Here is a 12,030-nt window from a genome sequence, read left to right as displayed (position 1 = left end):
CCGCCACTCCACTCCGCCATCGCCCCTGCGGTTTGTATTCTCACTGTGAGTCTTTCTCGGTACGAGAAGAACGTATCACGGTCCTGTGGCGGCGTCCACGACGGACCGGGAGGATCCCGCGGCGCGGGACCGCTTGACGCTCCGTCACCTCGGGGGAACACTTCCGGCATCGCGATGCCGCCCGGGGGGAGGGCGTCGCGCACACCGCGTGTCCGCGCGTGCCCATTCCCGACACGGTCGTCACCGACCGGGCAAGGGAGCGTGACATGAGCCAGACCGTCCCGACCTATGTAGCCGCGATCGACCAGGGCACCACCTCCACCCGCTGCCTGATCTTCGACGCGGCGGGCCGGGTCGTCGGGTCCGACCGGCGCGAGCACCGGCAGATCCTGCCCAGGCCCGGCTGGATCGAGCAGGACGCCACCGAGATCTGGGCGAAGGTCCAGGCCGTGGCGTCGGGCGCGCTGGCGGGGGCCGGGCTGCGCCCTGACCAGCTGACCGCGCTCGGCATCGCCAACCAGCGCGAGACGGTGGTGCTGTGGGACCGTTCCACCGGCCGCCCGGTGCACAACGCCGTGGTGTGGCAGGACACCCGCACCGCCGCGCTGTGCACGGAACTCGGCGGCGGCTACGGACAGGACCGCTTCCGCGACACCACGGGGCTGCCGCTGGCCCCCTACTTCTCGGGCCCGAAGATCGCCTGGCTGCTCGACCATGTGCCGGGGCTGCGGTACCGGGCCGAGCGCGGCGAGATCGCCTTCGGCACCATCGACTCCTGGCTGGTCTGGAACCTCACCGGCGGCACTGCGGGCGGTGTCCACATCACCGACGTCAGCAACGCCTCACGCACCCTGCTGATGGACCTGCACACCCTGGACTGGGACCCGGCGATCCTGGCCGCGATGGACATCCCCGAGGCAGTCCTGCCGCGGATCCGCCCCTCGGCCGAGGTCTACGGCACGGCCACCGGCCGGCTCGCGGGCGTACCGGTGGCCGCCGCGCTCGGCGACCAGCAGGCCGCGCTGTTCGGGCAGACCTGCTTCGACCTCGGCGAGGCCAAGAACACCTACGGACCCGGGAGCTTCCTGCTGCTCAACACCGGAAGCCGCCCGGTGCCGTCCGCCAGCGGCCTGCTCACCACGGTCGGCCACCAGCTGGCGGGCGAACGGCCCGTGTACTGCCTGGAGGGCTCGATCGCGATCACCGGGGCGCTGGTGGAGTGGCTGCGCGACCGGCTCGGCATCATCCGCTCCGTCGGGGAGATCGAACCGCTGGCCGCGAGCGTCCCGGACAACGGCGGCGCCTACGTCGTACCCGCCTTCTCCGGTCTCTTCGCGCCCTACTGGCGGTCCGACGCGCGCGGGGTGGTCACCGGCCTGACCGCGTACGTCACCAAGGCGCATCTGGCCAGGGCGGTCCTGGAGGCGACCAGCTGGCAGACCCGCGAGGTGGTCGACGCGATGCAGCGCGACTCCGGGGTACGGATCGGCGCGCTGCGGGTGGACGGCGGCATGACCGTCAACGGGCTGCTGATGCAGCACCAGGCCGACGTGCTGGGTGTGCCGGTGATCCGGCCGGTGGTCGCCGAGACCACGAGCCTGGGCGCCGCCTACGCGGCCGGGCTCGCCACCGGTGTGTGGGACGGACCCGACGAACTCAGGGCGCACTGGCGGGAGGACACCCGCTGGAGTCCGGCGATGACCGGGGCGGTGCGCGCCCGCGAATACCGGCGCTGGAAGAAGGCGGTGGAGCGCAGCTTCGGGTGGCTCGACGACGAGCGGGCGGTGCCGGTGGGCTGACGCCCGGGCCGGCACGGGTCGGCCGGCGGCGGGAGTCGGCCGGCGGCGCGGCGCAGGTGGCGGCGCAGGTGGCAGCGCATGTCAGCGGACGGCGCGGCTCAGGTGGCGGCGGGGGTGCGGCGGCCGGCCGCCGTCGCCGCCGCGTGCTCGACCACCGTGATCAGCACCTGCTTGGCCGACTCGCGCTCCCGCGCGTCGCACAGCACCACCGGCACCGCGGGATCGAGGTCCAGCGCGTCGGTGACGACGTCGGGCTCGTGCAGGGTGGCGCCGTCGAAGCAGTTCACCGCGACCGTGAAGGGGATGCCGCGCCGCTCGAAGTAGTCGACCGCGGCGAAGCAGTCCTCGAGCCGCCGGGTGTCGGCGAGCACCACCGCGCCCAGCGCGCCCTGTGCCAGCTCGTCCCACAGGAACCAGAACCGGTCCTGGCCCGGCGTGCCGAACAGGTAGAGCACCAGGTTCTCGCGCAGCGTGATCCTGCCGAAGTCCATGGCCACCGTGGTGGTGTTCTTGGACTCGATGCCCGCGAGGTCGTCCACCGGGCGGCCCGCCTCGCTCAGCGCCTCCTCGGTCCGCAGCGGCCTGATCTCGCTGACCGCGCCGACCAGGGTCGTCTTGCCGACCCCGAAGCCGCCGGCCACCAGCAGCTTGAGCGCGACCGGCTCCGCGGCGGACGGCTGACGGCTGCGCTCGGCTTCGGCGATGGCCATGATTCTTCAACTTCCCTGCGACGGTGGGGACTTGGGGTGTGCGTGGGACGCAAGAGCAGCCTAGCGGGCGTTACAGCGCCCGCAGACCGTTGATGACCTCGCGCAGGATGCTCTCGTCCGGCAGCTCGGCCGGCGGCACCGGCTGGCGGACCGTGACATGCCCGGCCTCCAGCAGATCGCCGATGAGTACCCGGACGACGCCTATCGGCAGATCGAGGTCGGCGGCCAGTTCGGCCACCGACACCGCCTGCGCCAGGCAGCGCTCGACAATGTCCAGGTGCTCGGGCGACAGAGTGCGGTCGTCGTCCAGACCCGCGTCGGCGTCGTCGGACCGTGCGATCACCAGGGCGATCAGGTCGAGCTTCGCCTCGGCCGCGTGAGTCGTGCGCCCGCGGGTCATCGCGTAGGGCCGCACCACCGGCCCCGCCGCGTCGTCGTACCAGCGGTCCGATTCAGACGTCATGTCACCCTGTCACCCCAACTCCGTTCGCCGGCCGTCAGCCGCTCAGTGCCGTGCCGCCGCTGTGCCGCGGCGCGGTGGCCAGATGGACCCCCACCCGCTTGACCAGCAGCGCCATCTCGTACGCCACCTGTCCGACGTCGGAGTCCGCGTCGGCCAGCACCGCGAGGCAGCTGCCGTCGCCCGCCGCCGTGACGAAGAGGAACGCGTCGTCCAGTTCGACGATGGTCTGCCGGACCCGGCCGGCGTCGAAGTGCCGGCCGACGCCCTTGGCCAGGCTGTGGAAGCCGGAGGCGACCGCCGCCAGATGCTCCGAGTCCTCCCGTGTCAGACCCGCGGACGCCCCCCTGGCCAGGCCGTCCCCGGAGAGCACCATGGCCTTGCGGACATTGGCGACCCGTTCGACCAGGTCGTCCAGGAGCCAGCTCAGCTCGCGTGTCGGGCTCGATGCTGCGGTCATCGACCGTTCTCCTCAGGTGTCGTTCGCTGTGCTGTCGTCGATGGGTCGTCGCCGGGAGGCGCCGCGCCGTCCGGCTCGGCCTCCGCTGCTTCGCGGCCGCGCTGCCAGCCGCGCTGGATCGCCGACATCCGGTCGCGCACCTCGTCGGCGGACCGCTCCCGGCCGCCGCCGCGTTCCACGTCGGCGTTGCCTTGCCGCGCCGTGCCGGCCCGCAGCTGCGGTGCCAGGCTGGCCTGCCTGACCCGCCGGGGCAGCACGACACCGGTGTCCTTGCCGCCCTCGGACGGCTCGGGCGCCGCGGGCGGCGTCTCCTTGCGGGGGCGGGGCAGCGACGGTACGGCCGCCACCGGCCGCGGGGGCTGCTGGGCGGGGGCCGCGCCGGGGGCCGGCTCGTCCTGCGGGTGGCCGCCGTCCGCCGCCTCCCCGGGTGCCGGCTCCTCCGGTACGGCCGCGGGGCGGGCGCGGTCGGAGATCAGCGCCGCCTTGCGGGGGCGGCGGCGGGGCAGCGGGAGCGGGGCCGCGGGGGCCTGCTCGTCGCTCGTGCCGCTCGCGCCGCCGGCCAGCTCCTCGGGGTCGTCGAGCACGTCCAGGCCCCGGCTGAAGGCCGCGCTCAGCGGCTCCTCCGGATCCGGCGCGTGGTCCTTGTGCCGCTCGCCGCCGACGTCGTCGACGCCTTCGAGACCCCACTGCCGGAAGGTGTGCTCGGTGTCGCCCGGCGTATCGAGGCCGCGCGGCTCGGCGGCCCCGGGCAGCGGGGTGCCCGCGGTGTCGTCGGCCGCGTCGCTGAGCAGCGTCTCGGGGATCATGACGACGGCGGTGCTGCCGCCGTACGCCGACTGCCGCAGCGAGACCCGCACGCCGTGCCGCTGGGCGAGCCGGCTGACCACGAACAGGCCGAGCCGGTCGGTGTCCGACAGCTCGAACTCGGGCGTCTCGGCGAGCCGCAGATTCGCTTCGAGCAGCGCGTCGGGCGTCAGCCCGAGGCCGCGGTCGTCGATCTCCAGGACGAATCCGTTGGCGACCGGCTCGCCGTGCAGCTTCACGGTGGTGTGCGGCGGTGAGAAGACCGCGGCGTTCTCGATGAGTTCGGCGAGCAGGTGGGTGACGTCGGCGACCGCGGCGCCCGCGACGGCCAGCCGCGGCAGCCGGCGTACCTCGATCCGCTCGTAGTCCTCGACCTCGGCGATGGCGGCGCGGACCACGTCCATCAGCTGTACGGGCTTGCGCCACTGCCGGGAGGGGGCCGCGCCGGACAGGATGACCAGGCCCTCGGCGTGCCGGCGCATACGGGTCGTCATGTGGTCCAGCCGGAAGAGGTCGGCCAGTTCCTCGCTGTCCTCGGCGCGGCGCTCCATGGCGTCGAGCAGGGTCAGCTGGCGGTGCAGCAGCACCTGGCTGCGGCGGGCGAGGTTGACGAAGACCTCGGAGACGCCCTTGCGCAGGTCGTTCTGCCGGACGGTGGCCTCCACGACGGCCCGCTGGAGGGTGTTGAGCGCCTTGCCGACCTGGCCGATCTCGTCCTCGGCGTACTCCAGCCGCGGCACCTCGGTCTCGACGTCGATCTGCTCGCCGGCCGCCAGCCGCCGCATGACCCGCGGCAGCCGGGTGCCGGACACCTCCTGGGCCTCGCGGCGCAGCCCGGTCAGGTCCCTGATCAGGCCGCGCCCGATGCGTACCGACACGAACAGCGAGGCGATCACCGCGATCAGGCCGACCCCGCCGACGAAGGCCGCCTCGACGATCGCGGTGGTCGCGATCGGCTGGTTGTGCCCGCTGAGCTGGGTGTCCGAGGTGGCGCCGAGCCGGCCCAGATCGTCCATGGCGGTCGCGGCGACCCCGGGCCAGGACAGGTGGGCGGCGACGATCGGCGCGTCGTCGACACCGCCGGCGATCACCGCGTCCTCGGCGGACCGCAGCGTCCTGCCGTTGGTGTTCTGCCAGTACGCGTCGTAGGGCGCGCGCTCCTCGTCGGTCAGCAGCCGCAGACTGCCGCTGTAGTAGTTGCGCTGTTCCGCGACGGCGAAGGTGAAGGACCGCAGTTCGGCCGCGCTCATGTGCCCGGTGCTGATCGCGGCGGCCATCAGCGCGTCCTCGCGGCTCACTTCGTCGCGCGCCCGGCCGAGCTGCACGACCGCGCGGTGCTCGTCGTCGAGCTTGAGGTCGTTGTGCGGGTTGAGGGCGTCGAACAGCTCGAAGGCAGGCTCGGTCATCGCGTTGTACGCCTGGAAGACGTCGTTGCGGCTGATCCGGCCGTCGTCGGCGCGCTGCCGCAGCGAGGTGAGGCCTTCGACGGTGCTGAGGAAGGTGTCGAGCCGGCCGCGGGACTCCGAGTCGAGGGCGCCGCGCACACCGGAAGCGGCGACCCGGGTGCGCATCTTCGCGATCGACGCGTCGGTGACCTGCTGCTGCTTGTTGTAGCCGATCCTGGCCTGCGAGTCCCGGGTGTTGGCCACGTAGATCATGGCCGCCCTTCGCTCCTGCTGGAGGCTCTGCACCGCGTCCTGTCCCGGGTAGCCGACGTTGTCGGTCACCCGCTGCACGTCGGGCCGGTCCAGCAGCGCGCGGCCGGTCACCGTGGCGGCGAAGGCCCAGATGACCGTGAGTGACACCAGAGGGATCAGCAGCAGCGCCACGATCTTCCGGCGGATCGTCGTACCGCGAAAGCTCATGGCCTCCCCAACGTCTCCCCCGCAGTGGGGGCGTCTGTCGCGTTTAAACGGCGCGAGCCTACTACCGCGTCAGGGGTAACTCGAAAGCTTGTCAGTGGGTTGGGCAGGTCTGCGCCGAAACGTACCCCGGAATGCACCAGGAGGTTTCGGGGCAGCCACTCTTCATGGACTTCCAACGGCGGACCGTGTGGGAAGAAACCGAGACCCGGCCTCGGATGGCCGACCCGGTGCGGGCCGCGGCGGTACGGGCGGGGCTGATCGGCGCGTTCGCGCTGGTGCAGGCGGTCACCGACGTCGTACTCGCCGCGGGGCACTCGTGGCTGTCCGCACCCCTGCTGCTGACCACGGTGCTGACCTCCGTGGTCGGCACCTGGGCGGTGCTCGACGTGTGGGTGACCCGGCAGGTATGGAACCAGCGCAACGGCGTGGTGTCCAGCCCCAGCAGCGCCGCGAGGACCCTGCGCCGGGAGCGGCGCAGGGCGCGGCGGGCGGCCCGCAGGGCCGATACGCAGGCGGGCACGGCGACGGCGCCCGGCGGCGGCTCAGTGGCCAGGCGGCGGCACGAGCCGCGGCACCTCGGGGTGTGAGCGGGCGGCTGGTCAGCGCTTGGCGGCCGGGGCGCGGGGGTGCGGTGCCGCCCCGGGCGGGGCCTGCGGTACGGCGTCGGGTGCGGGCTCGGACACGGTCGCCGGTGCGGCTTCCGGCGCGGCCTCGGGTACGGCCTGGGTCCCGGTTTCCGGTGCCGCTTCTGCCGGGCTCTCCTGTGCCGCCTCCGGCGGGCGGCGGAACATCCGGGTGGCCGTGATCTCGCCGTGCACCTGCTCGCCGTGCGGGTCCTGCACCGGAAGGCCGGGCCTGAGGTGCTCCTCGACGCTGATGTACTTCAGGCCCGCCCGCAGATCCGCGTCGTTGCGCAGCCTGACCACCAGCGGGAATTCGGCCAGCGCGGTCGTGTCGAAAAGCCCCGTGGTGTAGATCAGCTGCACGCCCAGCGCGTCCGCCACGGCCCGCTGGAGCTCCAGCAGATACGTGGCGTTGGCCCGCCCGATCGGGTTGTCCAGGAAGAGCGTGCCCGCGTGGCGCTGCCGGTCCCTGCCGCGGTCGTTGCTCCGCAGCGCGGCCATCGTGCAGTACAGCGCGATGGCGGCGGTGAGCAGTTGGCCGCCGGAGAAAACATCACCCATCTGGCCTACGGGAACGCGCTCGGCGCGCAGCACCGCGTCGGGCTTGAGGATCTCCACGGCGATGCCGCGCGGCTGGAGCGCCGCGCCGACCGCGCGCAGCAGCAGTGACATCCCGTCGCGGCGCAGGTCGGAATTCTTGCGCAGCGCCGACCTGGTGGCCTCGTCGATGACCTCGCCGAGGCGCTCGGTGAGCACCGCCTGGTCGGGGTCCTCGAAGCGGATCCGCAGGAACTCCTGGCCCGACCACTCGCCGAGGCCTTCCGGCAGCCGGGACAGCCGCTGCGCCGAGCGCAGGGTGGCGAGCGCGGACTCGACCAGGCCGCGCAGCCGGTCCACGATGATCTCCCGGTTGCGCTCCAACTGGCCCAGTTCGTCGGTCAGCACCCGCAGCCGGGGCGCGAAGGCGCCCGCCCAGGCCGCCGCGTGCTCGGGCAGCGCGGCGCCCGGCAGCTCCCTGATCTGCTGTCTGGCCGGCGTCCTGACCTGCTCGAAGCGGACCGCGTTGGCGTGCCTGACCAGGACGTCGGCGGACTCGCGCAGCTGGGTCTCGGCGGCGGACAGGTCGGCGGCGCAGCCGCGCAGGCTGCGGCGGGCCTCGGCGGCGGACTGCCTGGCCGCCTCCTGGCTGCCGGGATACGGCTCCGGCTCCTCGTCGTCGCCCTGGTGCTGCGGGCCGCCGTCGCGCAGCAGGTCGCGCAGGAGCGCGGCGGTCTCGTCGAAGCCGCCGGCCGCGTCCTCGGCGGCCCGGTGCGCCGCGACCAGGTCGGCGTGGGCGGCGGTGGCCTGCTCCAGGGCCTCGGTGCGGGCGGCGACCTCGGTGGTGGCCGCCCGCAGCAGTTCCTGCGCGTGGTCGGCGTCGCGCGGTCGCAGAGCCGCGGGCAGCTCGGTGTGGTGCGGCGCGCCGCCGGGCGGTGCGAGGCGTTCGGCCTCACCGCGGAGCCGGCCCAACTGCTCGCTCGCGGTGGACGCCCGGGTTTCCAGCGTCTGTACGAGCGCCTCCGCGCGGCCCGCCGCCGCCTGCCGGGACGGGCCGTCCGAGCCGTCGGGGCCTTCCAGCAGCTGGGCGGCGCGGCTGCGCACCTTGTTGGTGAGCCGGTCCAGTTCGACCAGGGCGGCGTTCTCGGTGCTTTCCGCCCGCGCCTGCTCGGCCCGCAGGTCGGCGCCGACGCCGACCTTCTCGTAGACCTCGGAGGCCGCGCGGTACGCCTCGCGGAGCGCGGGCAGGGAGCCGGCCGCGACGTCCGCGTCGGCGTCCGCGCCCGACGTGCCGTCGTCGGGGGCGCCGGCGATCTCGGCGCGTTCCGCGCGCAGGACGCGGGCGGTGCGGCGGGCGTCGTCCGAGGCGCGCTGGGCGGCCCTGCGGTCCTCGTCGGCGGCGCGGGCCTGCGCCAGGTAGGCCTCGGCGCGGGCTTCCGCCTCGGCCGCGTCGGCGGCCAGCTCCCGTGCCGTGCGCTGCCAGTTGGCCCGCTCCCGCAGCCGGTGGGCGAGCCCGGCCAGCGCGTCGGCGCTGCGGCGCGCCTGCTCGGCGGCGGCCCTGCGGACGTCGCTGTCCTGCGCGGCCTCCGCCGCGGCGGCCTCCGCCTCGCTACGGGCGGCGCGCGCGGCAGCCAGTTCCGCCCGGGTGCGCTCGACGGTGTCCCGGGCCGCTGCCGCCTCCGCGGCCAGTTCGGCGAGCCGCCCCTGCGGGCAGGCGGCGCGCCAGGAGGCGAGCCGGGCCGCGAGCGTACGGTCGTGAGCGAGGCGGCCGGCCAGCGCCCGGATCTCCTCCTCGCGTGCGGTCGCCCGGGTCCGCAGCGCCTGGCGTTCGCCGTCCGCGGCGAATTCGTCGTGCATCGCCGGATTCGGCGGTACGAGGAAGACGTCGGGCGCGGTGCCGGCCGTGGGCGGCGGCGCGAGCAGCGCCGCGGCGGTGCCGACGGCCACGGTGGAGCGCGGCAGCAGCGCCGCCTGCGCCAGGACGTCCCTGGCCCGCTGGTAGCTGCCGGGGTCGGTCACGACGACCCCGTCGACCAGCTCGGGCCGGGCAGCGAGCACCACCGCGTGATCGACCGGGTCCACGGCCTGCGCCAGGTAGCGCCAGCCGGGCAGCGCGGGAATGCCGTGCTCGCCCAGATACTCGACGGTGGCCAGTACGTCGGGTCCCGGCGGCAGCAGGCCCCCGTCCCCGAGCGCGCCGAGAATCCGCGCGTCGTCGGCCGCGGCGGTCCGCAACTCGAACATCTGCCGTTCGGCTGCCGCGACCGCTCCGTCCAGCAACTCCCTCAGCGGCTCGGCGAACTCGTCCAGCATGCCGGGGCTGAGCCCGCCGTCGCCCTCGTGCCGGCCTTCTGCCCGCGCGGCCGGGCCGCGCGCTCCCCCGCGGACCCCGTCGGCACCTGCTCCGGGCCACCCGCCGGCAGCCTCACCGGTCCGCGCGGAGGTGCCGGTCGCACCCTCCGGAGCGGACCCCTGGCGGGCGACGGGCTCACCGGGTCCTCCCGCGCTGCCAGGCCGCGTACCTGGGCCGACTCCGGTCCGGGCACCGGCGACCGCGCCCGCACCGCCGGACAGCGCGGATACGCCGGATGCGCCATTCGAGCCGTTGCTCTGCGGGACGACCGACTCGCCGGACCCACCCGTGCCGCCGGGCCGCGCGCCCGGGCCGGATCCCGGCTCGGCACCGGGCGCGCCCTCCGGAGCGCCGGCGAGTCCGCCCGGCGCAGCCGCGCCGCCGGGCCGCGCGCCCGGGACCGAGCCCTGCCGGAGACCGGCCGGCTCTCCGGACTCCGCCGCGCCACCGGAGTCGCGGACGCCGGACGCGTCGCCGCGTTCGGCTCCCGGCTGCTCGCCGGAGGTGCGGGCTCCGGTGCGGGACGAGGGGAGGCTGAGGAGGGCGGTCAGGCGGGGGTCGGTGGTCAAGGTGCTGGCGGCGACGGTGGCCGCGGCCAGGGCGGATTCCGCGGTGGACAGCGCGTCGGCGGCGCGGGCCGCCGCGAGCTCCGCGCGGGACTCGGCCCCCGCGGCGTCCCGCGCGTGGGCGACCGCGGTGCGTGCGGTGTCGGCGGCGGCGCGGGAGAGGGCGGCGGCCGACTCCTCCGCGTCGGCGGCGGCCAGGGCCGCGCGTGCGGGGTCGGCGTTCGGCGCCGAGCCGTCGAGCCAGCCGGACCGTACCGCCTGCGCGGTCTCCTGCTCGACCTCGGCGAGTCGCTGGGCGAGGTGCCCGGTCTCGCTGCGGGCGCGCTGCGCCTCGGTGGCGGCGGCGGTCGCGTCGCGGTGCGCGGTCTCCGACCGCGCCTGCAACTCCGCCGAGCGCTCCTCCTCGGCGTCGGCCTGCCGCTCGGCGCGGGCGGCGGCGGCGTGCAGCGCGCGTACCAGCTCGGCCGCGGCCGTGGTGCGGGCCGCGAGCGCGGGGGCGGCGTCCCTTTCCGCCTCACGGATGGCCGTGCTGACCCGTTGCAGCCTGTCCCCCGCGGCCCGCTGCCGCAGCACGGTCTCGGCCGCCTGCCAGGCGGCGTGCAGGGTGCGGGCGTCGGCCAGTTCGCGGCGCAGGGCCGCCGCGCCCTTGTCCGCGGCGGCCAGCGCGAGGGACGCGTGCCGGTAGGCGATCTCGGCCGCGGTCAGCGCGCTGCCCGCGCGGATCTGCTCGGCGTCGGTGACGGTGTGCGCGGCCTGCGCCATGTCCTGGGCGATCTCGGCGGTCCTGCCGCGCTCCTGCTGGGCGCGGGCGGACAGCCGCCTGGCCAGCGCGCGGGTGCGGCGCTCGGACTGGGCGTGCACGGCTCGCGCCCGGTCGCGGGCCTCGGCGCCGTCGACGATGCGTTCCAGCAGGTCGAGCGAGCCCGCGGTGAAGTCGCGCTCCGCGGTCAGCTCGGCGCGGCGGCCGAGCTTGCCCGCGAAGCCGTGGACGAGGTCGGCGAGGCCGTCGGTGTCGCGGGTGTCGGTGACGGCGCGCAGCAGCAGGTCGGTGAAGTCGGAGTCCTTCTTGACCGCGAACAGGCCCGCGGCCTCGCCCTCGTCGGCGTTCATCTCCCGCTGGTAGCGGAAGAGTTCGGGGTCGAGGCCGAGGTCGCCGAGGTGTTCGTTCCAGCGGTCGTGGATCTCCTCCCACACCACTTCCAGGTGCGGATACGCCTTGCCCGCGTCGGTGAGCGCGTCCCGGAAGCCCTTCATGGTGCGGCGCCTGCCGCGCGCCCCCGAGGCGCCCTCGGCCGACGGGCGCACCGCCGTGGCCTCGGCGACCGGCAGCGAGTCCAGGCTCATCCCGGGCCCCGGCCGGAAGGAATACCAGGCCTCGGCGAATTTGCGCGGGTCGGCCGACACCTGGCGCCCGCGCCACTCGCTGACCTTGCCGACCACGACGAGTTCGCCGGTCAGCGTGTGCTGCCACTCCAGCGCGACATGCCCGCAGTCCTCGGCGAGCAGGAATTTGCGCAGCACACCGGAGCTGGCGCCGCCCAGCGTATTGCGGTGCCCGGGCAGCATGACCGAGAAGATCAGCTTGAGCAGGACGGACTTCCCGCCGCCGTTCTCCAGGAAGAGCACTCCCGCGGGGGCCGGGCGGCGCGGCGGCCCGGCCGGCTCGTCCGCGAAGAAGTCGCCCTGCGCCGGTGCGGGCTCCGGCACCGGTTCGCCGACGCCCCGCAGGTCGAGCACGGTGTCGGCGTAACGCGCGCCCGCGGGCCCGATGGAGTAGAGGCGGAGTCGGGAAAGCTCGTACATGCGGCGGACTCTCGTGGCTGGGGTAGGGGAGGTGGACTCGGGCGGACGGC

At 75.0% G+C, this 12,030-nt stretch carries 7 protein-coding genes; 2 read left to right on the top strand and 5 right to left on the bottom strand.

The features are described 5' to 3' along the window. Positions 1–266 precede the first annotated feature (266 nt). Positions 267–1,799 (top strand): glycerol kinase GlpK, encoded by a 1,533-nt coding sequence (gene glpK, locus OHA86_RS33260; RefSeq protein ID WP_329181351.1) that lies wholly within the window; start codon positions 267–269, stop codon positions 1,797–1,799. 98 nt (positions 1,800–1,897) lie between these two features. Here glpK and OHA86_RS33255 read toward each other — a convergent pair whose 3' ends face one another. From OHA86_RS33255 to OHA86_RS33240, 4 genes are all read right to left on the bottom strand, one after another. Beyond that, positions 1,898–2,509 (bottom strand): GTP-binding protein, encoded by a 612-nt coding sequence (locus OHA86_RS33255; RefSeq protein ID WP_329181349.1) that lies wholly within the window; start codon positions 2,507–2,509, stop codon positions 1,898–1,900. A 70-nt stretch (positions 2,510–2,579) separates the two neighbouring features. After that, positions 2,580–2,972 (bottom strand): DUF742 domain-containing protein, encoded by a 393-nt coding sequence (locus OHA86_RS33250; RefSeq protein WP_329181347.1) that lies wholly within the window; start codon positions 2,970–2,972, stop codon positions 2,580–2,582. Positions 2,973–3,006: 34 nt separating this feature from the next. Further along, the gene (locus tag OHA86_RS33245; protein ID WP_329181346.1) at positions 3,007–3,429 is read right to left on the bottom strand and encodes a roadblock/LC7 domain-containing protein; all 423 of its coding nucleotides are present in this window, start codon (positions 3,427–3,429) and stop codon (positions 3,007–3,009) included. Beyond that, complete coding sequence (locus OHA86_RS33240) at positions 3,426–6,098, bottom strand: nitrate- and nitrite sensing domain-containing protein (protein ID WP_329181345.1); 2,673 nt, start codon at positions 6,096–6,098, stop codon at positions 3,426–3,428. The genes OHA86_RS33245 and OHA86_RS33240 overlap by 4 nt, the downstream gene beginning before the upstream one ends. A 215-nt stretch (positions 6,099–6,313) precedes the next feature. Between OHA86_RS33240 and OHA86_RS33235 the strand changes: the two genes are divergently transcribed. Beyond that, a complete protein-coding gene (locus OHA86_RS33235; RefSeq protein WP_329181343.1) occupies positions 6,314–6,685 on the top strand; it encodes a hypothetical protein in 372 nt (123 codons plus the stop codon). 12 nt (positions 6,686–6,697) lie between these two features. Here the strand turns inward: OHA86_RS33235 and OHA86_RS33230 are convergent, their stop codons facing one another. Then, positions 6,698–11,980: a hypothetical protein gene (locus tag OHA86_RS33230; RefSeq protein WP_329181342.1), complete on the bottom strand. Its 5,283-nt coding sequence runs from the start codon at positions 11,978–11,980 to the stop codon at positions 6,698–6,700. Positions 11,981–12,030: the final 50 nt, after the last annotated feature.

This window comes from Streptomyces sp. NBC_01477 (assembly GCF_036227245.1).
Taxonomy (GTDB): Bacteria; Actinomycetota; Actinomycetes; order Streptomycetales; family Streptomycetaceae; genus Actinacidiphila.
The sequence above is the reverse complement of the archived record's forward strand: the minus strand, read 5'-3'. Positions and strand labels throughout refer to the sequence as shown.